This is a genomic window from Planotetraspora mira (genome assembly GCF_016863275.1).
GTDB classification, from domain to species: Bacteria; Actinomycetota; Actinomycetes; order Streptosporangiales; family Streptosporangiaceae; genus Planotetraspora; species Planotetraspora mira.
On record NZ_BOOO01000017.1, the window covers coordinates 165,493 to 187,876 of the forward strand.

Genomic DNA, 22,384 nt, shown 5'->3' on the forward strand with positions numbered 1-22,384 from the left:
TCACCGCTCCTGTTCTGACGGAGCCGCGCGAAGCCGCTCGACGCGGTCGGCGTCGTAACCGAGCACCTCGGTGAAGACGTAGTCGGCGTCCTCGTCGCGCCGGGGACCTCGCCGGTGCGTGCGCTCCCCCTGTCCCACCCTCAGCGGGCTCGCCACCTGCCGCACGGTCCCGAAATACGGATGCTCGGTCTCGACCACCATCCCCCGGGCGATCGTGTGCGGGTCTCGCAGGGCCTCGGCCACGGAGTTCACCGGCCCGCAGGGCACCCCCGCCTCCCGCAGCACGCCCAGCCAGTGCTCGCTGGTCCCGGAGGCGAACACCGCCTCCAACTCGCCCAAGAGGGTCTCGGCGTTCTCCCTGCGGGCGGCGAAGTTCTCATACCGCGGATCGCTCAGCCACTCCGGGCGCCCGACCGCCTGCGCGAGCCTGCGGAAGAACTTCTCCTTCGGGCAGGCGACCACCAGCCAGCCGTCGCCGGTGGGGAAGGCCTGGAACGGGACGAGCGACGGGTGAGCCGAATGATGGGTCCGCTTGGGCTCGAAATCACCGTTGAGCTGCCAGGCGGCCGGATACGTCAGCATCGAGATGGCCGTGTCGAACAGGCTGATGTCGCAGTCCGCGCCGATCCCGTCGCGTCGCGCGGCATGCAGCGCGGCCAGGATCGAGCCTGCCGCCACCAGTCCGCCGGCGTAGTCGACCAGCGACAGCCCGGACTTCGTGGGCGGCCCGTCGGGTTCACCGGTGAGGTCCATCCAGCCGGCCATCCCCTGCAGCACGTAGTCGTAGCCGGGTTCCGCGCTGCGAGGTCCGGTCATCCCGAAACCGCTGAGCGAACTGCACACGATCGCGGGGTTGAGATGCTTGAGGTCGTCGTAGCGGATCCTCAGTTTGGCCGGGACGTCCCCGCGCAGGTTCGAGTGCACCACGTCGCTGACCTTGACCAGGTCCTCGAACACGGCACGGCCCTGCGGGGTGGAGATGTCGAGGCCGAGGCTTCGCTTGTTGCGGTTGAACGTCTCGAAGAACAGGCTGTCCTCGCCGTGCTGTTCCGGCACCACGTACCGGCCGACGTCGCCGCCGGACGACGGATCCTCGATCTTGATGACTTCGGCGCCGAGATCCGCCAGGTGCACGCTGCCGAACGGCCCGGCGCCGTACTGCTCTATCGCGATGATCCGGACGTCGGACAGCGGCATCATGGCAGCACCGGCTGCCCGGCGCGACGGGCCGCCGCGATCGCCGTGACCCGCGCCATCTCATTCCCCACGATCATCAATCCCTCATCTACGCCCATACCTGGTTTGGCCAGCACCTGGCCGGCGCCGCAGGCCATGGCGACCTGGGCGCTGATCTGCGCCGAACGGTCGGTCTCGTTGCAGGTCCCGCCGCAGTACGCCACGAGACCCCGATCACGGACCAGCAGCAGCGCCTCGATGGTGTTGTTGATACCGCCGAGATCCGGCGTCTTGACGTGGATCACGTCCGCCGCGCCCTGATCGACGAACATCTCGATGTCCTCAAGGGTGTTGCACCACTCGTCGACGACGATCTTGACGGGCGAGCCGATCCGGTTCAGGGCCGCCCGGAGGCGCACGTACGTCTCGATCTGGGACTGCCGGTCGCCCGCGTCGATCGGGTGCTCGATGACCAGTTCGTGCGGCGCGGCGATGTCTCCGAGGCGGGCGAGGTAACGGGCGACCGCGTCGACGTCACCGCCGAACGCCAGGCCCACCGTCCCGTAGGTGTCGAAATGCAGCCTCGGCAGATATCCGCTGACGGGTCGCAGCCGGCTGATCCTTTCGACCAGCCACCGCAGGTACTCCTCCAGCAGTTCGCCCTGGCGTCCCAGCTTGGTGTCGACGTTGTTGATCAGGCCGTGCGGGAGGACGTCCACCTGCTTGAGGATCATCTTCTCCGCGTTGCCGTACCGGTCGTCGCCGGTCTGCGCGAACATCGGCACCGGCCGGAGGTCCACGCCGGTCGCGTATTCGTCCCGGACGACCTCGGCGATGGTGAGCCGCCGGCTCTGCGCGACCGCGTCGAGCACCGCCTGGGTCACGCCGTACCGCACGGCCGTGTGCAGCGGGCCGGTGGCGGATCGGCCGGCGTCCACCCGCGCGGCGAGTTCGCGGAACGAGCCGAGTTCCGCACCGGCCAGCAGCGGTGTGAGGTGTTCCTCGATGTCCCGGCGGGCCGCCGCCGCGCTGAAGACCGGATCACGGCCCCCGGCGCCGCTGTACTGCACGGCGGCGCAGTCCCCATGGGCGACCGAGCCGTCCTCGAGCAGCAGCATGACCGACAGCGCCTCGCCGGCCTGCCGGATCGCCGAGAAGCCGGGAGTGACGGGACTCCCCGCGTAGGTGAAGCCGTCGTGCTCCGCGCCGGCCCTGATCGCCGCCTGGTCGTCCGCGAAGAATCCGGTGCGGACCGGTTCGGTGAGAACTTCGACGATCTTCATTCGACGAGGCCCCGGCACAGCAGCACGACGGTGATGAACGTCTGGTAGATCCACAGCGGATCCTCGCCGGTGATCGTCGCCGAGAGGTCGCCGGTCCGCTCGACCCCGGCGATCCTGGCCGCCAGTTCGCAGTAGTCGCTGCTGCGGAAGGAGATGCCCAAGGTGGCGGGAAGGCTGACGGCCGTCTGCGCCGCGGCGGGCAGGCCCTCGATGGCCGACCGCGCCTGATCGCGGATCAGGTCCCTGGCCGCCGCAGGGTGCAACGCCTCGGCGGAGAAGCGGGAGACGGACCTCTTCACCACCGCCGCCCTGATCCCCGGGCAGAACCGCTCGGTCTCCTCGGCGGTCGTCGCGTCGCCGGTGACCAGCACGATCGGCACCTGGTACGCCGCGGCCACGAGCGCGTTGATGCCCGCCTCGCCCGCGACGACGCCGTTGACGGTGACCTCGGCGAACGCCGTCGGGAAGTAGGTGTGCGACAGGACCGAGCCTCTGCTGCCCATCGACCCGTGATAGGACACCAGGAAGATCGCGTCGAAGCTCGCGTCGAGCCCCTGCATCATGTACATCGGCTTGTACCGGCCGGACAGATAACCGGCCCGCCCGGCGAGCGCGTCCGGTTTCAGGTTGGCCATCTTCGAATGCGCGTCGTTGACGAGGAACTCGGTGGCACCGGCCTGCATCGCGCCTTCGATGGCGGCGTTGATCTCACCGGTCAGCAACTCGGTGTAGTAGGGGTACTGCGACCCGCCGATGACGCACTGGTCCCAGTCGACGACCCCGGCGGTGCCCTCCATGTCGGAGGAGATGTAGACCTTCACAGCACACTCCTCGGGTGGAACTCGGGTTCGGTGGAGGTCGCGGTCATCACCGCGTACACCGAACCGGTCTGACCCGCCGCCGCGCCGTGCCGCCCGTCCGGGGTGAGCGCGAGACAGCGCAACTCGGCACGGAATTCGTCCGGCAGGGTCGCCGCGTCGGCCAGCATCGCCAGACAGGCCGCGGAGGGATCGAGCCCGCGCGCCAGGTCCGCGACGATGCCGCGCGCTCCGAGGGCGCGCATGCTCAGCTCCCCGCGGCCGGTGCAGGCGGCGCCTCCATAGCGCAGGTCGGCGTAGTTGCCCGCGCCCGGGATGGCCGAGTCCCCCACTCTTCCCGGGTACTTCCAGGGATAGCCGCTGGTGGACACGCCGACGACGAGTTCACCCGAGGAGTCCAGGGCCAGGATGTTGATGGTGCCCCAGGGCCCGTCGTGCGGGGCGAAGTGGTTGACCAGGTCCAGTGCGGTCTTCCTGTACAGCTCGTCACCGGCCTGCGCCGCGGTGCGCTCCCCTTCGACCGACTCTGCCGACGGCTCAAGAGCCGCCAGGAACAGTTTCCTGGACTCCTCCGTCAGCAGTTCCGCCCGCTCGAAACCGTTCTCCTCGGCGAACAACTCGGCGCCCGGGCCGACGAGCAGACTGTGCTGCGGCAGCCGTTCCAGGACGGCCCGCGCGATCGAGATGGGATTGGGGAATCCCTTCACCGCGCCCACCGCGCCGAAGGCCCTGCTCGAACCGACCATCAGCGACGCGTCGAGTTCCACCACGCCCTGGGCGTTCGGCAGCCCGCCGGTCCCGACGTAGTGGTCGTCCAGGTTGTCCTCGCACCGCCGTAACCCGGCCTCGACGGCGTCCAGCGCGGAACCCCCGCGGGCGAGGATCTCCATCGCCGCGGGGAGTCCCGCCTCGCTACGCTCACTGCCGATGACGATGGGGCCACTCACGCGACTACTCCTTCAGCTCGTTCTGGTACGTGCACGCAGGCGGCCGACCGGCTGCCGTCACGTGGATCGATGATCAGGGAAGGCTCGTCGGCGCACGCGGCGACGACGGCGGGACAACGGTCGGCGTATCGGCACGGACTGGTTCCTTCGCGTGCCGCCGACCGGACGACCTCGTCGAGGAGGGGGCTCTGCCCGGTCTCCGCGACGGCGGACTCATCGGCGGCCGCGATCACGTCCGGTTCGACCGGATCGATCGGATCGCCTGCACCAGCGAGCCTCGGAACCGAGCCGATGAGCAGTTTGGTGTACGGATGAACGGGGTCGTCGAACAGAGTCGTCGTCTCACCGGTCTCGACGATGCGACCCCGGTACATCACCGCGGTCCGATCGCTGATCTGCCGTACGACCGCCATGTTGTGCGAGACGAAGATGACCGACAGGTCGAGCGTCTCCTTGAGATCGGTGAGCAGGTTGATGATGTTGGCCTGCACCGAGACGTCGAGTGCCGACACCGGTTCGTCGGCGATCAGCACCGTCGGCTCCAGCGCCAGCGCTCGGGCGATGCCCACGCGCTGCCGCTGCCCGCCGGAGAACTGGCGCGGCCGTTGCGTCAGGGCCCGCTCGGGCAGGCCGACCAGGTGCATCAGTTCCCGGTTGCGCTCCCCCACCTTGTTGCGCGGGACCAGTTTGTGGAACCGGAGCAACTCCGACAGCGTCTGCTCGACGGTCATCCGGGGGTTCAGCGAGCTGAACGGGTCCTGGAACACCATCTGTATGGCGCGCTGCTGGGCACGGGTCCGCTTCGCCTGCACGAGTTCGCCGTCATAGCGGATCTCACCCGCGGTGGGCCGGTAGAGGCCGACGATGGAGCGCGCGAGAGTGGACTTTCCGCAGCCGGACTCGCCGACCAGGCCGAGCGTCTCCCCCTTGTGCAGGACCAGGTCCACGCCGTCGACGGCGCGGTTCACCACCGGCTTCTTTCCGAAGATCCGGTCGGTGACCGCCACAGGAGGGGTGAAGTGCCTGGCCAGGCCTTCGACTGAGAGGATCTCGTTTCCCGCCATTACTGCTGACTCACCGTTTCTTCAGAGACCATCTCGGTCCAGCGCTCCGCGGTGTCGACGCGCAGGCAGGCGCTCTCACGGATCACGGCGCCCGCTGCCGATCCGACCGGTGCCAGCACCGGTTCCCGCTGGTGGCAGGCTTCTTCGGCGAACGGGCACCGGGGGGCGAAGGAACATCCGCCGATGGCCTCGCTGAGGTCGGGCGGTTGCCCGTGGATCGTCAGCAGCCGGGCGACGCGGTGATCCGGATCGGGCACAGAACGCAGCAGCGAGAACGTGTACGGATGCTTGGGCGCGGTGACCAGGTCGAGCAGGGTGCCCGACTCCACGACCTTGCCGGCGTACATCACATAGAGCCGCGAACAGGTCTGGCTGACCACGGCGAGATCATGGCTGACCAGCAGGAGCCCGACGTTCTCCTCCTGCTTGAGCCGGCGCAGCACGCCGAGGACCTGCGCCTGGATCGTCACGTCGAGCGCGGTGGTCGGCTCGTCGGCCAGGATCAGCCGCGGCTTGGTGGACAGCGCGATCGCGATGCAGATGCGCTGGCGCATCCCGCCGGACAGTTCGTGGGGGTACAGGCGGTAGCGGCGCTCGGGGTCGGGGATGCCGACCTCCGTCATGAGGTCGATCGCGATCGCCTTCGCCTCGCTGCGCGACTTGCCCAGCTTGCGCAGCGGCGCCTCGGCGATCTGGTCGCCGACGCGCATGACGGGATTCAACGCGGTCAGGGCGTCCTGGAAGACCATGCCCATCGTGTCGGTCAGCCGGCGGTGCAACTGCTTGGCCGGCAGTCCGGTGACGTCCTCGCCGTCGATGAGCACGGTCCCGGAGACGATCCTGGCCGGACGAGGCAGCAGGCCGAGCAGCGCGCGGAGGGTCAGGCTCTTGCCCGAGCCCGACTCGCCGACCAGCCCGACCGACTCGGCCACGCCGACCGAGAGCGACACCCCGCGGACCGCGTGCAGCCGTCCGTGCGACAGCGGGATGTCCACGTGCAGGTCGCGGACCTCTAGCAATGGCGCGGTCATTTGTTCGCCTTCTCCACGATGCCGTCCGCGATCAGCGCCAGCGCCAGGCCGGTGAGGACGACCGCCAGGCCGGGGATCGTGGACATGTACCACTTGGTCAAGATGAACTGCTGACCTTCCTGGATCATCGTTCCCCAGTCGGGGGTGGGCGGCGGCACTCCGAGACCGAGGAAGCCCAGGGTCACGATCGCCAGCAGCGTGAGCACGATGTCGCTCATCGAGAAGACGAACGCCTGCAGGATGACGTTGGGCAGCAAGTGCCGCAGCAGGATCCGCCACGTCGGCAGGCCGCTCGCCCTGGCCGCCATCGCGTATTCCTGCTCCTTGGCGACGAGCACCTGGCCGCGCACGATGCGGCAGTACGCCACCCAGCCGACAAGCGTGATCGCCGTGTAGATGCTGGTCGTGCCGGGGCCCATCGCGAACACCAGCGCGATGACCAGCACCAGGAAGGGGAACGCGATCACCATGTCGACGATGCGGCCGATGACGGCGTCGACCCAGCCGCCGAACCAGCCCGAGATCAGGCCGATCAGGCTGCCGATCACGAACGGCGAGATGACCGCCAGCACGCCGACCCGGAGGTCGACGCGCGCGCCGTAGAGCAGCCTGGAGAGCACATCGCGTCCGAGGGCGTCGGTGCCCAGCAGGTGATGCGGCGAACCGGGTGGCAGGAACGCGTCTTTGAGGCTCTGCTGGATCGGGTCGTAGCTCGTCAGCAGCGGTGCGCAGAGCGCGCACAGGACGATGAGCGCGAACAGGACCAGTCCGGCCACAAGGGGGGCGTTCCATCGCCCGCGTCTGCGACCGCGGGTACCGGAGACCGCCGGCAGGACGGGACCGACGCTGGTTGCCGCGCTCATGCGAGCTTGACCCGGGGATCGAGGGCGGCGTGCGTCACGTCGGTCAACAGGTTCACGACCACGACCATGATCGCGAAGATCAGGGTGATTCCCTGCACGGTGGGGAAATCCCTTCCGAGAATGGAATTGATCATCTGCTGGCCGATGCCGGGCAGCGAGAAGACACGTTCGACGACGAGCGTCGATCCGGTGAGGTAGGCGATGTTCACGCCGAGCACGGTGACCGACGAGACGGCGGCGTTGCGCAGGGCGTGGCCGAGGACCACCCGTGAGGTGCTGATCCCCTTGGCGTGGGCCGTCACGATGTAGTCGCTGCTCAGCACGTCGATCATGCTGGCCCGCAGGCTGCGGATCAGGATCGGCGAGAGGGTCAGGGCGATCGTGAAGCCCGGCAGGACCATGCCGCGCAGGTGCTCCGGCAGCGTGTCACCGTACCCCGCGACCGGGAACCACCCCAGTTTCAGCCCGAAGACCAGGATCAACATGATGCCGAGCCAGAACGCCGGCAGTCCCAGCCCCACGACCGGCACCGCCCGGATGATGTTGTCGGCGATCCCGTTGCGCCGTGCCGCCGCCAGTACGGCGAGCGGCACGGCGATCAGGAGCGTGAAGACGGTTCCGGAGATCAGCAGCCAGATCGTCACCGGCAGGCTCGTCTGGATCAGGCCGCCGACCGGACTGTCGTACACGTAGGAGTAGCCGAGGTTGCCCTGCAGCAGGTGGCCGAGGAACGTCAGATACTGGCTCCACAACGGCTTGGTGAGCCCCAGCTGGGTGCGGAGTTCCCGGACCGCGTCCGGGGTGGCGTGCGAACCGAGCAACGTGGTCGCCGGATCCCCTGGTATCAGGCGGATCAGGAAGAACACGATGAACGAGATCCCCAGGAGGACGGGGATCAGGGACACCAGCCGTTTGAGGATAAAGACCAGGTACTTCATCGACTCTGTTGCTCCGTGTTTTCGGTCGGCGTTCCCCGGATCAGAGCGAGACGTCTTCCAGGTGGTAGGAGCCGGTGGGCAGGACCTTGAAGTTCTTCACGTCCGCGCCCTGGGAGTACGGGAACGGCGTGTAGAACAGGAAGGCGAGGAAGGCCGAGTCGGCGGCCTGCTTCTGGATGTCGGTGTACAGCGCCTGGCGCTTGGTCTTGTCGAACTCCTTCTGGGCCTGGTGGACCAGGTCGATCAACGCCTTGTTGTCGTATCCGGTGTTGAAGGAGTGACCGCCTGACGTCGGGTCGAGCGCATACTGCACCAGTTCGTCGGGGTCGGCGAGGTCCATCGTCCAGTAGGAGTGCGCGATCTCGTACTGCAGCTTGGTCGTCATGTCGTGCTGCGCGCTCGCGTCGACGTTCTGGATGTCCATCGTGATGCCGAGTTCCTTCAGGGACGCCTGGAGGACCTGCGCGATGGCCGCGTCGACCGAGTCGCCGGACATCGCGAGGAAGGTCGTCTTGAAGCCGCCGGCGACGCTGGACTGCTGCATCTCCTGCCTGGCCTTGTCCATGTCGTACTGGAGGCCGGGAGTGTCCTTGTCGTAGTACGGCGTCGAGGGCATCATGAACGAGTTCGCGACCGTGCCGTTGCCGAACAGGATGTTCTTGACCAGCGCGTCCCGGTCGATCGCGTAGGAGATGGCCCGGCGCACGTGGACGTCCGCGTACGGCGTCTTGGTCTGGTTCATCAGGATGTAGTCGGTCCGGGTCGACGGGAACAGGTCGACCTTGACGTTGGGCGTGTTCTTGAGCTGGGCGAGGCTGGAGAACGGCGGGTTCTCGTTGATCTGCGCCTGACCGCCCTGCAACTGGATCGAGCGGGCGTTGTCGTCCGGCACGACCTTCCAGGTGACCGTGTCGAGCGCGGGCTTGCCGGCCTGCCAGTAGGACGGGTTCTTCTTCAGCCGGATGAAGTCGCCCTTCTTCCAGGTGTCCCACATGAACGCGCCGGTGCCGATCGGCGCCGCGTAGAACTCCTTGGCCGTCTTGCCGCCGTAGTCCTTGGGGATGATGCCGTTGTTCGGGCAGCTCAGGTCGGCGAGCAGCGGGGCCCACGGGTACTTGGTGGTGACCACGACGGTGAGGTCGTCGGGCGTCGTGACCTCCTTGATCGCCGAGTTGATGAACTCCCAGCCGCCCTTGGTCTTGCTCGACTCGTCGATGGAGAACTTGACGTCCGCCGAGGTCATGGGCTGGCCGTTGTGGAACTTCACGCCGGGCCGGAGCTTCAGGGTGCAGGACAGGTTGTCCGGCGACATCTCGTAGCTCTCGGCGAGCCACGGCTTGACGCCCTGACCGTCGTCGGTCATCGCGACCAGCGTCTCGTACATCTGCTGGTAGACCCAGATCGAGGCGTTGCTGAACACCGTCGTCTTGTCCATGTCGACCGAGTCGTTGGCACGGACGATGACCAGATCGCCGCCCTTCTTGGACCCGCCCGAGGACGGCTGCGCGGAGGAGGTCGACCCGCAGGCCGCCAGCAGGGGCGCCGCGGAGAACGCCCCGATGCCGAGGGCGCCGAGCCGAAGCATCCGCCGCCGGCTGATCATGGGGACCCTCAGACCCGCCGGTATCTCCGAGTGCGAGGTGTTCAACGCATCAGTGCTCTGGTCAGACATGCCTATCCTTCATGGGTTTCGCGGTCGTGCTCAGGAGTCGCGACACATAGGTGAAAGCAGTTCAGAGGCCCGGGGGGGATCCGATCGGAGGCTGATCGGGCGCGGCCATGAGGTATTCGAGCACTTCTACGTTTCGCAAAGATTACGAGCGAATCAGCTGTCATACGTAAGGTCGCCGTCCCGAGTTCACCAGCAGATGCAGACTAGAGCATTCAAATCGGTTCAGGTAGTGTCCGACGGCAAAGCCACCCAAGAGCTACCAAACTAGGGCGGATCCCTCATGCAGTTGACCATCATCGGCGCCGGTGCGATCGGCGGAACGATCGGCGCCCACATGATCCGCGCCGGCCACGACGTGCTGTTCTGCGACGCCGACCCGGCGCATGTGGAGGTGATCAACCGGGACGGCCTGTCCATCGAAGGACCGGTCGAGAACTTCACAGTGGCGGCGCGGGCCGTCACCCCCGAGGACCTGCCGGACCGCCTGGACCACGTCGCGATCGCCGTCAAGAGCCATCACACCGCCCAGGCCGCGGAACTCGTCCGCGATCGGCTGGCCCCCGACGGCTACCTGGTCAGCTTCCAGAACGGCCTGACCGCCGACGCGCTCTCCGCCGTGGTCGGCGCCCACCGACTCCTGGTGAGCTTCGTGAACTTCGGCGCGGACGTGCTCGCTCCCGGCCGGATCATGCAGGGCAACATCGGCACGTTCCGCGTCGGCGAGTCGACCGGCGGCGAGATCACCCCGCGAGTCCGCGAACTCGTCGCGGCGCTCCCCTACGCCGAGGCCACCGGCAACATCATGGGATTCCTGTGGGGCAAGGAGGCGTACGGCGCGATGCTCTACGCCGGCGCGGTCTCCGACCTGTCCATCGCCGACTCCCTGGAGGCGCCGCGGTGGCGTCCGCTCATGCTCGCCATCGCCGGGGAGGTGCTCGCGCAGGCCCCGGTGCGGCCCGAGGGGTTCGACGGTTTCGAACCCGACGACCTCGAGGGCTCACTCGCCCGGCTGGTCACCTTCAACCGCAACAGCGCGAAGTCCCACAGCGGCATCTACCGCGACCTGATGGTCCGCAAGCGCAAGACCGAGGTCGACGACCTGCTGCACGACCTCGCCGGGCCGCTGACGACCTACACCGGAGAGCTCATCAAGGCGATCGAGCGGGGCGAGCGCACCTGCGAGGTGGCCAACCTGGAACTGCTCGCCGCCTACGAACGGTCGCAACGACTCGGCCGGCCGTTGAACGCCGTGGTCACGTTGTTCCACGCGCCCTCACGCGCGCCGGAAGGGCCGCTGCACGGCGTGCAGATCGCGGTCAAGGACATGATCGACATCGCGGGTCACCCGCGGGGCAACGGCAACGCCGCGGCGATGCGCTCAGAACCGGCCACGGCCGACGCCCCGGTCATCACGACGCTGCGCTCCGCCGGGGCGGACGTCTTCGCGGCCACGTCGCTGCTCGAGTACGCGGCCGGCGCGGTCCACCCGGACGTGCCCGAGGCGATGAACCCCTACAACCCCAAACGGACCGCCGGCGGGTCCAGCGGAGGCTCGGCCGCTCTGGTCGGAGTGGGCGCCTGCGCGGTCGCGCTGGGCACGGACACCGGCGGCTCGATCCGGATCCCGGCGCACTACTGCGCCACCGTCGGGTTCAAGCCGAGCCATGGTGCGCTGCCCGTCGACGGTGTCCAGGCCCTCGCGCCGACACTCGATCATGTGGGACTGCTCGCCCGCGACGTCGCGACCACGACCGAGGTCTTCTCGGCCCTGACGGGCACCGGGCCGCAAACCCTGAGCGGCACGGCGCTGCGCATCGGCGTCCTTCCCGGTCAGCTCGAACACCCCGAGGTCGAGCCGGACGTGGCGGCCGCGGTGCGCGACGCGATCGGCGTTCTGCGCGACGCCGGCTGCTCGATCGTCGAGGTCGACGGATCGGCCTTCGGCGCGTTGGAGGAGACGTTCTCCGACATCCTGCTGTTCGAGGCCTGGCAGGTGCACGGCGCGCGGGTGACGGACGATCCCGGCCACTACGGCCCGGAGACCCTGCGGCTCCTGCGTTCCGGCTCCGACGTGAGCGAGGCCGACTACCGCGAAGCTTTGGCGAGGCGGGAGCGGCTGCTGCCCGCCGCGGCCGAGGTCTATGCCGGAATCGACGTCCTGCTGTCTCCCGCCGCGCCCTTCGTCGCTCCGGTCACCACACCTCCGGTCGACACCCCGGAAGGCGCCGCCGAGGGGATGTTCACCGGCATCCACAACCTCACCGGAGCACCGGCGCTGGTGCTGCCCTGCGGCTGGAGCGCGGACGGCCTTCCGATCGGGCTTCAGCTGTCGTCCCCGCTCGGCACCGACCTGGGACTGCTCGCGGCCGCCGCTTACGTGGAGTCGGCGCTGGCCGTAGAGGCCCGCACCCCCGCCGTGCACTGACCCGCTCCCCCGACCTCCACGTCAACCCCCGAACGAAGGCGAACTCTCCGTGCGTGCCGCTCTCTACCTGTCCGCTGGGAACGTCGTCGTCGACGACGTTCCCGACGCGACGTTGTCCCAGCCCACCGACGCCGTGGTCAGGGTTCTCCGTTCCTGCGTCTGCGGTTCGGACCTCTGGTCCTACCGCGGCGTCATCAACCGCGCCGAGCGATCCCGGCTGGGCCACGAATTCATGGGCGTCGTCGAGGAGGTCGGCGACGAGGTCCGGACCCTCCACCCCGGCGACCTCGTCGTCGCGCCGTTCAAGTGGTCCGACAACACCTGCCCGGCCTGCGTGGACGGGATCCAGAGCTCGTGCGGCAACGGCGGTACCTTCGGCGCGCCGGGCACCGACGGCGGCCAGGGCGAGGCCGTGCGGGTTCCCCAGGCGGACGGAACCCTCGTGGCCGTGCCGGGCGGCCTGAGCGGAGTCGACGAGTCGCTGTACGCCGCGCTCCTGTCCACCTCCGACGTGATGGCCACGGGGCTGCACGGAGCAGTCATGGCCGGGGTCACCGAGGGTTCGGCGGTGGCCGTCATCGGCGACGGGGCGGTCGGACTGTGCGCGGTGCTCGGGGCGAAGGCGATCCTCGGGGCCGACCGGGTCTTCCTGATGAGCCGGCACGCCGACCGCGCCGCGATCGGCAAGGCGTTCGGCGCGACGGACGTCATCGCCGAGCGCGGCGACGAGGGGATCGCGGCCGTCCGCGAAAGGACCCACGGCCTGGGAGTCCGCCATGTGGTGGAAGCGGTCGGCACGCCCGAGTCCTGGGCGATGGCCGTCGGCATGGCCCGCGAGGGAGGCGCGATCGGCGCGGTCGGCATGCCGCACACGATGCCGGAGTTGCCGCTGTTCCAGCCCCTCATCCACCATCTGAGCCTGAATCTCGGGGTCGCTCCCGTCCGCCGGTACCTCCCCGATCTGATCTCGCGGATCGTGGAGGGCACCCTCGATCCCGGCCCGGTCTTCGACACCACGCTCCCGCTGGACGACGTGGCCCAGGGCTACGCCGCGATGGCCTCCCGGGAATCCATCAAGGTCATGCTCACGTGACCGATGACGTCGGAAACGGTCCGGCCGTGGTCACCCCTTCAGGTTCCACAGCCGGACGGTGAGGTCGCCGCTCCCGCTGGCCAGGATTCCTCCGTCAGGGCTGAACGCCACCGACAGGACGATGTCGGTGTGACCTGTCAGGACCTTGGTGGGCCGGCTGAACGTCATGTCCCACAGCCGGACGGCGCCGTCGAAGCCGCTGCTGGCGAGCGTTCTCCCGTCCGGGCTGAACGCCACGCCCGCGACGGTGTCCGTGTGGCCGGCGAGGGTGCCGATGAGGCGCCGGCTGTCCACATCCCATAACAGGACGTCGTCGCCGCACGCGCCGGCGAGGGTCCTGCCGTCCGGGCTGAAGACCACCGCGTCGACCGGGTCCGACTCCTCCGGGAACACGGCCGCGGAACGTCCCGACGAGGTGTCCCACAGCCGTACCGTTCCGCCGTCACTGGTCGCGAGGAGTTCGCCGTCAGGGCTGTAGGCGACTCCGAAGACGCTGTCGTCGGTGGTGAGGACGTCGACGGTGCGCCCGGTCGCGACGTCCCACAGGCGGACGGTGCCGTCCCAGCCCGCACTCGCCAGAGTCTTGCCGTCGGGGCTGAACGCCACCGTCCAGACGTAGTCGGTGTGATCGGTGAGGACGGCGGTGGTGCGCCCGGTCGCGACGTCCCACAGGCGGACGGTCAGGTCCATGCTGCCGCTCGCGAGCGTCTTGCCGTCCGGGCTGAAGGCCACGGATCTGACGGCGTCGTCGTGGCCCTCGAAGTCGGCGATGGAGCGCCTGGTGGCCACGTTCCACATGCGGATGTCTCCCGTGCCGTTCCCGCAGGCGAGGAGCGAGCCGTCCGGGCTGAAGTCCATCTGGGTGACGGAGGGGTCGCCGGGAGAGCCTTCGTAGGCGAGGATCTCGGCGGGAGGGCTCGCGGCGACCTCGGACTGGACGGCGAACTCGGGACGAGCGGTGACCTCGGGTTTCGCGGAGCCGCTGGGCGTCGGGCCGGCGGCGCCGGAGGGATCGTCGGAGTCCGTGAGGACGACGATCACGGGGACGGAGATCGCGGCCGCGGCGGCGAGCCCGCCGATGAGAACGGAGCGGCGCTTGATCAGCCGGGATGCGGGCGCGGGCGGCGGCGCCTCCGGATGTTCGATCGCCGTGTGACCGCCGGTTCCCTCGAGGGCGGCGCGAGACTGCGACTCCCTCGACATGATCATGTCGACGACGGTGGGGGGCATGTCCGCGGCGCCGGGTTCGCTCAGCCGGGCCAGGACGTCGCCCATGGACGGCCTGGCGGCCGGGTCCTTGGCCAGGCAGGCGTTGATCAGGTCGCGCAACCCGTGGCCGATGGGCACACCGTCGAGGTCGGGAGGCTCACTGATGACGCGGTGCACGACGGCGGCGATGGATCCCGCGTCGAAGGGGCTGTGGCCCGTGGCGGCGAAGGCGAGGACGCACCCCAGGGAGAAGGCGTCGCCGGCCGGCCCCACCGGCTCCGCCCGGACCTGCTCGGGGGACATGTAGGCGAAGGTGCCGACGACGGCGCCGGTGACGGTCACACCGCCCGCGCCGTCCAGGGCACGGGCGATGCCGAAGTCGATCACGCGTGGCCCGTCGGCGGCCAGGATCACGTTGGCGGGTTTCAGATCCCGGTGCACGAGCCCGGATCTGTGGATGGCGTCGAGACCTTCGGCCAGGCCCGCTCCCAGGGACCGGATCGCCTCCGGAGGCAGGGGGCCGTATTCGACGACGGCCTCGCGCAGGGACGGCCCCGGGATGTAGGCCGTCACCATCCAGGGCGGGTCGGCCGTCGGATCGGCGTCGACGACCGGCGCGGTGTGGAAACCGCCCACGCTCCTGGCGGCCGCGACCTCCCTGGCGAACCTGGCGCGGAACTGCTCGCTGCCGGCGTGCTCGGGACGGATGAGTTTGACCGCGACGGGGCGTCCCCCGGGGGACCGTCCGAAGAACACCTGCCCCATGCCACCCGCGCCGAGACGCCCCAGAAGCCGATACGTGCCGACCTGCACCGGATCGCCCGGCTGGAGAGGATCCATCCGCGCTCGCCCATCTTCGACAAGAAATCCTCGGCGACATCACCGATGACCGCCCACGTTGGATCTTGTCAGGAAACACGCGGCCCGGGAAGCGCTTCCGGCCCGATCGGGCCGCTGACGTTTTAACTACCTTTGAGTTAATTGCGCCGCCGTTCGAGGCATCACGGACGGATGACGGCATTGGGCAGGCCGTGACATCCGCGAGGGCGGCCCCCCGGGACTGGACCCAGCGGCGGACGGCGAAGCGGGAGCGGTTGGAGGCGGTGCGGTCCTTCACCTCGGGCCGGGTGCTGGACGCCGGGCGGATGCGCGATGCCCTGCAGGCGCTGCTGCGTCCGGGCGACCGGGTCGCGCTGGAGGGCGACAACCAGAAACAGGCGGACTTCCTCGCCGAGGCGCTGGCCGATTGCGATCCGGGTGTGGTCCACGACCTGCATCTGCTGATCTCCTCGATCAGCCTGCGCGAGCATCTGGACGTCTTCGAGCGCGGCGTGGCCCGCCGTCTCGACTTCGCGTACGCCGGCCCGCAGAGCGTGCGCATGGCGCAGTTGCTCGCCGACGGCAAGGTCGAGGTCGGGGCGATTCACACTTACGTCGAGTTGTACGCGCGGATGTTCGTCGACCTCACTCCGGATGTCGCGCTGCTCTGCGCCGAGCAGGCGGACCACGAGGGAAACCTGTACACCGGCCCCGGCACGGAAGACACCCCGACCATCGCCGAGGCGGCGGCATTCCGCAGCGGGGTGGTGCTGGTCCAGGTCAACGAACTGGTGGAGCGGGTTCCCCGAGTCGACATCCCCGGCGACTGGGTCGACCTGATCGTGGAGAGCCCCCGGCCGTACGTGCTGGAACCGCTGTTCACCCGGGATCCCCGGGAAATCGGCCAGGTGAGCATCCTGATGGCCATGCTGGCTCTGCGCGGCGTCTACGAACGGCACGGCGTGACGACGCTGAATCACGGCATCGGCTTCGACACCGCCGCGATCGAACTCATCCTTCCCACCTACGGCGAGGAACTGGGCCTGCGGGGGAAGATCTGCAAGCACTGGACGCTCAACCCGCATCCGACGCTCATCCCCGCCATCGAGAGCGGCTGGGTCGAGTCGGTGCACTGTTTCGGCGGGGAACCCGGCACGGAGCGCTACGTCGCCGCCCGCCCCGACGTGTTCTTCACCGGCGGCGACGGATCGCTCCGCTCGAACCGGGTGTTGTGCCAGCTCGCCGGCCAGTACGCCGTGGACATGTTCATCGGGTCGTCGCTGCAGATCGACGCCGACGCGAACTCCTCCACCGTGACCGAGGGACGTCTCACCGGTTTCGGCGGAGCCCCCAACATGGGACACGATCCGCACGGCCGCAGGCACACCTCCCCCGCGTGGCTGAGCCTGCTCACCGGTGAGGCCCCCGCACTGCGGGGGCGCAAACTCGTCGTGCAGATCACCCAGACCTTCCGCTCCGGCGGCACTCCGGCGTTCGTCGAGTCGCTGGACGCGGTCCAGGTGGCCAAGGACTCCGGCATGCCGATCCCCCCGATCATGATCTACGGCGACGACGTCAGCCACGTGGTGACGGAAGAGGGTGTCGCCTATCTCTACAAGGCCGCCGGCCTGGCCGACCGGCGGGAAGCGCTGGCCGCGATCGCGGGCGCCACCCTGGTCGGCCGGCGCCTGGACGAGCGGCGCGTCGAAGCACTGCGCCGCGACGGTCTGGTCGCACTGCCCGAGGACCTCAAGGTCGACGTCTGCCGGGCGAAGCGCTCCTTGCTGGCGGCCCGCAGCGTCGAAGATCTCGTCGCCTGGTCTGGAGGCCTGTATGACCCACCCGCCCAGTTCCGGACCTGGTGATCCGCCGGTGATCGCCGGCGGTGACGCGCAGGCGCCGTCCGCGCTCCTGCTCGCCGATCTCGCCGTCAGGGCGCTCCGTGAGGAGGCCCGGCTGGGTCCCAAGCCCGGCCTGGTCGACCACCGTGGCGGCGGCGCACACGACGACATGGATCTGCCGCTCCTGCTCGCCTCGGCCGAGGCGCTGCGCCCCGTCTTCAGGTCCGCCGCGGACGCCGCGAAGCGAACGGACCTCGGGGTCGGACTCCGCGAAGAACTGGGCCGGCTCGGCCGTGCGGGCGACCAGGTCATGCTGCGGGTCACCCGGGGGGTGAACACGCACCGCGGGGCGCTGTGGGCGCTCGGACTGCTGGTCGCGGCCGCCGCCGACGCCCGCGACGAGCGGGAGGCCGCCTGCCGCGCGGGCCGGCTGGCCGCCCTCCCCGACCGGCACATCCCGGCGTGGGCCGTCTCCCATGGCGAGCGGGTGCGGCGGCGATACGGGGTGTGCGGTGCCCGGGGCGAGGCCGAGGCCGCCTTCCCCCACGTCATCGGCGTCGCCTTGCCGCGGCTGCGCCGGGCCAGAGCGGCCGGGCTCGCCGAGGACCTGGCCCGCTTGGACGCGCTGCTGGAGGTGATGAGCCTCCTGGACGACACCTGCGTCCTGCACCGTGGCGGCCTCGAGGGGCTCCGCGTCGTCCAGCACGGCGCCGTGCGTGTCCTGCGAGAGGGAGGCGCGGGTACGGAATCCGGCCGTGCCGCTCTCATGGAGTTGGACGAGCGGCTCCGGGCACATCGCCTGTCGCCGGGTGGGAGCGGCGACCTGCTGGCCGCCGCGCTCTTCCTCGACATGGTGCCGTGGCCGCCACTTCGCACCGAAGCCGAACGGGGGGCGGCCGCGTGCAGACGCTGAACTTCGAGTTCCCCGCCGACCGGCCGCCTCTTCGGCGGGCGCACGTCGGGGTGGTCGGCTCAGGCGACCTGGAGATCCTGATGACGCCGGAGCAGGCCGGCACCGCCCGAGTACGTGTGCGCACCAGCGTCGACGGGTTCGACACGGTGTGGCGCACCGTGCTGGAGCGGTTCTTCGCCCGCCACCGTGTCGCCGCCGCCTTCGAGCTCAACGACTTCGGAGCCACTCCCGGCGTGGTCACCCTGCGCCTGCGTCAAGCCGTCGAGGAGGGCAGGCGATGACGTCTCCGCCGCCGCCGCGGAACGAGGATACGGACTGGACCGTGATGCTCACCCGGACCGGCTTCATCGAACTGGACGCCCGGGCGCGCGCCACTGCTCTGCTCGACGACGGCACCGCCCGCGAACTGTGCGGCCCCTTCGACCGCATCGAGTCGCCCTGGCTGGAACCCCAAGGCGTGGTCCCGCAGTCCGACGACGGCGTCATCGTGGTCAAGGGAAGGCTCGGCGGACGGCCCGCGGTCGTGATCGCCATCGAACAGGCGTTTCAGGGCGGCGGCGTCGGTGAGGTCTCCGGCGTGAAGATCGCCGCTGCGCTTTCTCTGGCCGCCCGCGACAGCCGCGACGGCACCCCGACCGCCGCGGTCCTGCTCCTGGAGACCGGAGGCGTACGCCTTCAGGAGGCCAATCTGGGCCTGGCCACGGTCGCGGAGGTGTGCTCCGCGTTGCTGGAACTGCGCGCCCTTCAGCCCGTCATCGGCGTCATCGCCGGGACGCTCGGCTGTTTCGGCGGCATGAGCATCGCCGCCGGACTGTGCACCACGTTGATCATCACAGCGGAGGGCCGTCTCGGGCTGGACGGTCCCCAAGTGATCGAGTCCGAGGCGGGCATCGCCGAGTTCGACGCCTCCGACCACACACTGATCTGGTCGATCGACGGCGGCGCGCAACGCACCCGGACCGGCCTGGCGGACGTGCTGGTCCTCGACGACGTCACCGCCATCCGGTCCGCCGTGATCGAGGCCATGGAACGCGGGGTCCCGGGCGAGCACCGATCCCAGCGGATCGGCGAGTTGCGGGCACGCCTCGAAGCCGTCGACCCGGCCGCCCCACCGGCGCCGGCGGACCTCGCGGCCGTGTGGGCGCACGCCGTACCGCAGGAGGGAGACCAGCCATGAGCCGCGGTCAGAGCTGGACCCGGGCACTCGCCGACGGCGACGTGACCCATGTGGTCCCCTCCGTGATCACAGCGGACGCCACGCTGGGCGCCGACACCGCCCGCCTGGTCACCGTCGTGCCGGACCCGCGGAGCCCCTACCACCGGGCCCGGAAGGGCGAGGTCGGCCTCCGCGAAGGGCTCGCCCTCGCCGAGACGGTGACCGGAGCGGTCACCGAGGACGCGCGTCTGCCCGAGGACCGCCGCCGCCCGATCGTCGCCGTCGTCGACCTCCCCAGCCAGGCCTACGGACGCGTCGAAGAGTTGCTCGGCATCCACCATGCGCTCGCCGCCGCCGTGGACGCCTATGCATCCGCCCGCACCGCCGGACACCCCGTGATCACACTCATCGTCGGGACGGCGCTGTCCGGCGGCCTGCTCGCCCACGGTTATCAGGCGAACCAGATCCTGGCGCTCGACGACCCCGGCGTCGTGATCCACGCCATGCACAAGGAGGCCGCGGCGAGGGTGACCCGCCGGACCTCCGACGAGCTCGACGAGCTGGCCCGCCGCATTCCCCCGCTGTCCTATGACGTCGCCGACTGGGCGAAGCTCGGCCTGTGCGACGAACTCCTGGACGTGGAGAACGCCGACGACCCGACCGAGACAGACGTGCGGACGGCGAAGGACGCGCTCACCGCCGCCGTCGAACGGGCCCGGCGCGGGCCTCGCGACCTGAGCAACCGCCTCACCTCACCCGGCGCCCGGGCGACGCGGGTGGCCTCCCACCGCATCCGCGAGGCGCTCGCCGCCCAATGGCACTGACCCCGAGACCCCACGACCTGCTGCGACTCACCGGGAGCGCGGCACTCGCCGCCGCGCTCCCCGGCTGGGCCTCCGCGTCGCTCGCCGCCTGTCCCTGGGGCGTCGTACGGCGGGCACCGCACCCGCCCGGCCTGATCCCCGTCGGCGTGCGCGGATCCCAGCGATGGCAACGCCATGCCGTCCTCGTCCCCGCCGACGCGGTGACCCGCCGGGTGCCGCCGGAAGAACTGAATCGGCTGCGCCCCCGTCTCCCCCGGCTGGCCGTCACCCTGTCCGCCGTCGCCCTGCGCCTGGCCGCCGAACTGGACGGTGACGCCGTCTGGGGACCGACCGGCGGCGTCGGCTTCGAACTGGCCACCGGCCAGACCGCCACTCACCCTGGAAGCGACCTGGACCTGCTGATACGGACACCGCGCAGGCTTGAGCCGACCGCGGCCGCCCGGCTGGTGGACGCCTTCGCCGCTCTCGCCGGCACGGTCGACTGTCAGTTGGAGACCCCGTGTGGCGGGGTCAGCCTCACCGAATGGGCCCGCACCGGCGGTCCGGTCATGGTCCGCACCGCCCACGGCCCCGAACTGGTGACCGACCCGTGGGTCCTCGCGTGAGAGTCGCCTTCCTCTATCCCGGCCAGGGCACCCAGCGACCCGGGATGCTCCGCGACCTGCCCGATCACGCCGCGGTCGCCGCGACCCTCGCCGAGGCCGAGGCGATCCTGCCCGGCTCGACCCGGCAGGACACGGCTCAGGCGCTGGAATCGACCGTCACCGCGCAAGTCGCGCTCTGCGTCGCGGGAGTCGCCGCGACCAGGGCCCTCGCCGACGAGGGCGTGACTCCCGACGCCGTGGCCGGGCACTCCATCGGAGTGTTCCCCGCCGCCGTGGCCGCCGGGGTCCTGACCTTCGCGGAAGCCCTCGTGGCCGTGCACCGCCGCGGCGAACTGATGCGTGACGCCTACCCGTCCGGGTACGGCATGGCCGCCGTCCTCGGGCTGAGCGTGTCCCATGTCCGGAGGATGGTCGAATCGATCAGCACCGCCGACGACCCGGCCTACGTGGCGGTCGTCGACACCGACCAGCAGGTCGTGGTCGCGGGCAGCACCCGGGCCCTGGAGCGCCTGACCACGGCGGCCGCCCACGCCGGCGCGCGGCGCGTGCAACGCCTGGACATCGGCGTCCCCTCGCACTGCCCGTTGCTCGGCGGCGTCGCCGACGCCATGGCGGACCACCTCGGCACGGTCCCCCGCCGTCGCCTGGCCGTCCCCTATGTCAGCGACTCCACCGGCCGCCTGCTCAACGACGCCGGCGCCGTCCTCGACGACCTCGCCCGCAGCATCGCCACGACGGTGAAATGGCGCGACGCCACCGCCATGCTCGGCGAACTCGGCACGACCCTGTTCATCCAGACTCCCCCGGGACACGTTCTGGCCCGGATGGCCGGTGCCGCCCACCCGCATGCCCGCGTCATCGCCCTGGCCGAAACCGGCATCGCCGACACCGCGGAGATCACCCGCCGAGTCCGGACACGCCCGCCGAGCCGGCGGCAGGAGGGGCTAGCCTCGGTCTGGTGGTGACCATCGTGGGCACGATCGAGCGACTGTGGCGGTATCCGATCAAGTCGACCGGCGGCGAACGGCTCACCAGCGTCGAGGTCGACCAGCGGGGTGTCACGGGTGACCGGCTCTACGCAGTTCGGGATGCGGAGGGCAAGTTCGGTTCCGGGAAGAGCACTCGGCGCTTCCGGCGTATGGACGGTCTTCTGCACTTGAGCTCCCGCTATCCGGGTGATTCCGACAGGCCGGAACTGATCGACCCGCACGGACATGCGGTGGCCGACGCCACGACCTTCATCCGCGCCTACCTTGGCCGCGACGACGTCGCGGTGGTCCGCGAAGGTGAGATCTCCCACTTCGACCAACTGCCGCTCAGCATCCTCACCACCGCCACCCTCGGCTGGATCCGCCAGGCGATACCCGGCGTGCCCATCGACGAACGCCGGTTCCGGCCGAACATCCTCGTGCGCACCCCACCCGGCACTCCGCCGTTCGTCGAGGACGATTGGTTCGGGTGCACGGCTCGCATCGGAGGCACCCTCCGCCTCGAACTCCTTCGCGCCAGCGAACGTTGCGTGATGATCAATCAGGCGCAACAGGACCTGCCCCACTCACCACTGATCTTGAAGACCGTCGCCGCGGCGCACGACAACCGGCTTGATGTGCTCGCCAGGGTGGCGGCCCCGGGGCAGGTCCGCGTAGGGGACGCGCTCGTACTCGAATAGCGACGCATCCTCGCCAGATCGACAGGACACGGTCGCGT

The 22,384-nt window shown here is 69.8% G+C and carries 20 protein-coding genes; 10 read left to right on the plus strand and 10 right to left on the minus strand.

Annotated elements, in window-relative coordinates; translation table 11 throughout:
• Genes Pmi06nite_RS17390 through Pmi06nite_RS17430 form a run of 9 tightly spaced genes read right to left on the minus strand, consistent with a single transcriptional unit; the run spans nt 1 to nt 9,792 of the window.
• Nucleotides 1–1,200, minus strand: coding sequence for a CaiB/BaiF CoA transferase family protein (locus Pmi06nite_RS17390; RefSeq protein WP_203954057.1), 1,200 nt, complete (start codon nt 1,198–1,200; stop codon nt 1–3).
• The gene (locus tag Pmi06nite_RS17395) at nt 1,197–2,459 is read right to left on the minus strand and encodes a methylaspartate ammonia-lyase (RefSeq protein WP_203954058.1); all 1,263 of its coding nucleotides are present in this window, start codon (nt 2,457–2,459) and stop codon (nt 1,197–1,199) included. Before Pmi06nite_RS17395 ends, Pmi06nite_RS17390 begins: the two co-directional genes overlap by 4 nt.
• The gene (locus tag Pmi06nite_RS17400; protein ID WP_203954059.1) at nt 2,456–3,280 is read right to left on the minus strand and encodes a M55 family metallopeptidase; all 825 of its coding nucleotides are present in this window, start codon (nt 3,278–3,280) and stop codon (nt 2,456–2,458) included. Before Pmi06nite_RS17400 ends, Pmi06nite_RS17395 begins: the two co-directional genes overlap by 4 nt.
• Nucleotides 3,277–4,224, minus strand: a complete 948-nt coding sequence (locus Pmi06nite_RS17405; RefSeq protein WP_203954060.1) for a glycosylasparaginase — start codon at nt 4,222–4,224, stop codon at nt 3,277–3,279. The genes Pmi06nite_RS17400 and Pmi06nite_RS17405 overlap by 4 nt, the downstream gene beginning before the upstream one ends.
• The gene (locus Pmi06nite_RS17410) at nt 4,221–5,288 is read right to left on the minus strand and encodes an ATP-binding cassette domain-containing protein (RefSeq protein ID WP_203954061.1); all 1,068 of its coding nucleotides are present in this window, start codon (nt 5,286–5,288) and stop codon (nt 4,221–4,223) included. Before Pmi06nite_RS17410 ends, Pmi06nite_RS17405 begins: the two co-directional genes overlap by 4 nt.
• Nucleotides 5,288–6,319 carry an ABC transporter ATP-binding protein gene (locus tag Pmi06nite_RS17415; protein ID WP_203954062.1) on the minus strand — a complete coding sequence of 344 codons (1,032 nt, stop codon included), beginning with the start codon at nt 6,317–6,319 and terminating at the stop codon, nt 5,288–5,290. Before Pmi06nite_RS17415 ends, Pmi06nite_RS17410 begins: the two co-directional genes overlap by 1 nt.
• On the minus strand, nt 6,316–7,182 hold the full coding sequence (locus Pmi06nite_RS17420) for an ABC transporter permease (protein WP_203954063.1): 867 nt from the start codon (nt 7,180–7,182) through the stop codon (nt 6,316–6,318). The genes Pmi06nite_RS17415 and Pmi06nite_RS17420 overlap by 4 nt, the downstream gene beginning before the upstream one ends.
• Nucleotides 7,179–8,120 carry an ABC transporter permease gene (locus Pmi06nite_RS17425; RefSeq protein ID WP_203954064.1) on the minus strand — a complete coding sequence of 314 codons (942 nt, stop codon included), beginning with the start codon at nt 8,118–8,120 and terminating at the stop codon, nt 7,179–7,181. Before Pmi06nite_RS17425 ends, Pmi06nite_RS17420 begins: the two co-directional genes overlap by 4 nt.
• Nucleotides 8,121–8,160: 40 nt before the next feature.
• Nucleotides 8,161–9,792, minus strand: a complete 1,632-nt coding sequence (locus Pmi06nite_RS17430; protein ID WP_203954065.1) for an ABC transporter substrate-binding protein — start codon at nt 9,790–9,792, stop codon at nt 8,161–8,163.
• A gap of 280 nt (nt 9,793–10,072) precedes the next feature.
• Between Pmi06nite_RS17430 and Pmi06nite_RS17435 the strand changes: the two genes are divergently transcribed.
• Both Pmi06nite_RS17435 and Pmi06nite_RS17440 read left to right on the plus strand, forming a co-directional pair.
• Complete coding sequence (locus Pmi06nite_RS17435) at nt 10,073–12,217, plus strand: amidase family protein (protein WP_203954066.1); 2,145 nt, start codon at nt 10,073–10,075, stop codon at nt 12,215–12,217.
• Between the two features lie 49 nt (nt 12,218–12,266).
• Nucleotides 12,267–13,310 carry a zinc-binding dehydrogenase gene (locus Pmi06nite_RS17440; protein WP_203954067.1) on the plus strand — a complete coding sequence of 348 codons (1,044 nt, stop codon included), beginning with the start codon at nt 12,267–12,269 and terminating at the stop codon, nt 13,308–13,310.
• Between the two features lie 30 nt (nt 13,311–13,340).
• Here the strand turns inward: Pmi06nite_RS17440 and Pmi06nite_RS17445 are convergent, their stop codons facing one another.
• Nucleotides 13,341–15,359, minus strand: coding sequence for a WD40 repeat domain-containing serine/threonine protein kinase (locus tag Pmi06nite_RS17445; protein WP_239113977.1), 2,019 nt, complete (start codon nt 15,357–15,359; stop codon nt 13,341–13,343).
• 191 nt (nt 15,360–15,550) lie between these two features.
• Here Pmi06nite_RS17445 and mdcA point away from each other — a divergent pair, with 191 nt between their 5' ends.
• The 8 genes from mdcA to Pmi06nite_RS17485 are packed head-to-tail and all read left to right on the plus strand — an operon-like array spanning nt 15,551 to nt 22,346.
• Nucleotides 15,551–17,203 (plus strand): malonate decarboxylase subunit alpha, encoded by a 1,653-nt coding sequence (gene mdcA / locus Pmi06nite_RS17450; protein ID WP_203954068.1) that lies wholly within the window; start codon nt 15,551–15,553, stop codon nt 17,201–17,203.
• Nucleotides 17,172–18,092 carry a triphosphoribosyl-dephospho-CoA synthase gene (locus Pmi06nite_RS17455; RefSeq protein WP_203954069.1) on the plus strand — a complete coding sequence of 307 codons (921 nt, stop codon included), beginning with the start codon at nt 17,172–17,174 and terminating at the stop codon, nt 18,090–18,092. The genes mdcA and Pmi06nite_RS17455 overlap by 32 nt, the downstream gene beginning before the upstream one ends.
• Entirely contained in the window at nt 18,080–18,373 is a 294-nt protein-coding gene (locus Pmi06nite_RS17460; protein WP_203954070.1) for a malonate decarboxylase subunit delta, read from the plus strand. The genes Pmi06nite_RS17455 and Pmi06nite_RS17460 overlap by 13 nt, the downstream gene beginning before the upstream one ends.
• Entirely contained in the window at nt 18,370–19,269 is a 900-nt protein-coding gene (locus Pmi06nite_RS17465; protein WP_203954071.1) for a biotin-independent malonate decarboxylase subunit beta, read from the plus strand. The genes Pmi06nite_RS17460 and Pmi06nite_RS17465 overlap by 4 nt, the downstream gene beginning before the upstream one ends.
• Entirely contained in the window at nt 19,266–20,072 is an 807-nt protein-coding gene (mdcE, locus tag Pmi06nite_RS17470; RefSeq protein ID WP_203954072.1) for a biotin-independent malonate decarboxylase subunit gamma, read from the plus strand. Before Pmi06nite_RS17465 ends, mdcE begins: the two co-directional genes overlap by 4 nt.
• Nucleotides 20,063–20,677, plus strand: a complete 615-nt coding sequence (locus tag Pmi06nite_RS17475) for a malonate decarboxylase holo-ACP synthase (RefSeq protein ID WP_203954073.1) — start codon at nt 20,063–20,065, stop codon at nt 20,675–20,677. Before mdcE ends, Pmi06nite_RS17475 begins: the two co-directional genes overlap by 10 nt.
• Nucleotides 20,674–21,642 (plus strand): acyltransferase domain-containing protein, encoded by a 969-nt coding sequence (locus Pmi06nite_RS17480; RefSeq protein ID WP_203954074.1) that lies wholly within the window; start codon nt 20,674–20,676, stop codon nt 21,640–21,642. The genes Pmi06nite_RS17475 and Pmi06nite_RS17480 overlap by 4 nt, the downstream gene beginning before the upstream one ends.
• Entirely contained in the window at nt 21,636–22,346 is a 711-nt protein-coding gene (locus Pmi06nite_RS17485) for an MOSC domain-containing protein (RefSeq protein WP_203954075.1), read from the plus strand. Before Pmi06nite_RS17480 ends, Pmi06nite_RS17485 begins: the two co-directional genes overlap by 7 nt.
• The last annotated feature ends 38 nt before the right edge of the window (nt 22,347–22,384 follow it).

What these genes read in the sequence shown, in the direction of transcription:
- Pmi06nite_RS17475 (WP_203954073.1), top strand. Translation starts at nt 20,063, where the DNA reads ATGGCACTGACCCCGAGACCCCACGACCTGCTGCGACTCACCGGGAGC.
- Pmi06nite_RS17420 (WP_203954063.1), bottom strand. Translation starts at nt 7,182, where the DNA reads ATGAGCGCGGCAACCAGCGTCGGTCCCGTCCTGCCGGCGGTCTCCGGT.
- Pmi06nite_RS17465 (WP_203954071.1), top strand. Translation starts at nt 18,370, where the DNA reads ATGACGTCTCCGCCGCCGCCGCGGAACGAGGATACGGACTGGACCGTG.
- Pmi06nite_RS17445 (WP_239113977.1), bottom strand. Translation starts at nt 15,359, where the DNA reads ATGGATCCTCTCCAGCCGGGCGATCCGGTGCAGGTCGGCACGTATCGG.
- Pmi06nite_RS17425 (WP_203954064.1), bottom strand. Translation starts at nt 8,120, where the DNA reads ATGAAGTACCTGGTCTTTATCCTCAAACGGCTGGTGTCCCTGATCCCC.
- Pmi06nite_RS17395 (WP_203954058.1), bottom strand. Translation starts at nt 2,459, where the DNA reads ATGAAGATCGTCGAAGTTCTCACCGAACCGGTCCGCACCGGATTCTTC.
- Pmi06nite_RS17390 (WP_203954057.1), bottom strand. Translation starts at nt 1,200, where the DNA reads ATGATGCCGCTGTCCGACGTCCGGATCATCGCGATAGAGCAGTACGGC.
- Pmi06nite_RS17430 (WP_203954065.1), bottom strand. Translation starts at nt 9,792, where the DNA reads ATGTCTGACCAGAGCACTGATGCGTTGAACACCTCGCACTCGGAGATA.
- Pmi06nite_RS17435 (WP_203954066.1), top strand. Translation starts at nt 10,073, where the DNA reads ATGCAGTTGACCATCATCGGCGCCGGTGCGATCGGCGGAACGATCGGC.
- Pmi06nite_RS17455 (WP_203954069.1), top strand. Translation starts at nt 17,172, where the DNA reads ATGACCCACCCGCCCAGTTCCGGACCTGGTGATCCGCCGGTGATCGCC.
- Pmi06nite_RS17410 (WP_203954061.1), bottom strand. Translation starts at nt 5,288, where the DNA reads ATGGCGGGAAACGAGATCCTCTCAGTCGAAGGCCTGGCCAGGCACTTC.
- Pmi06nite_RS17415 (WP_203954062.1), bottom strand. Translation starts at nt 6,319, where the DNA reads ATGACCGCGCCATTGCTAGAGGTCCGCGACCTGCACGTGGACATCCCG.
- mdcE (WP_203954072.1), top strand. Translation starts at nt 19,266, where the DNA reads ATGAGCCGCGGTCAGAGCTGGACCCGGGCACTCGCCGACGGCGACGTG.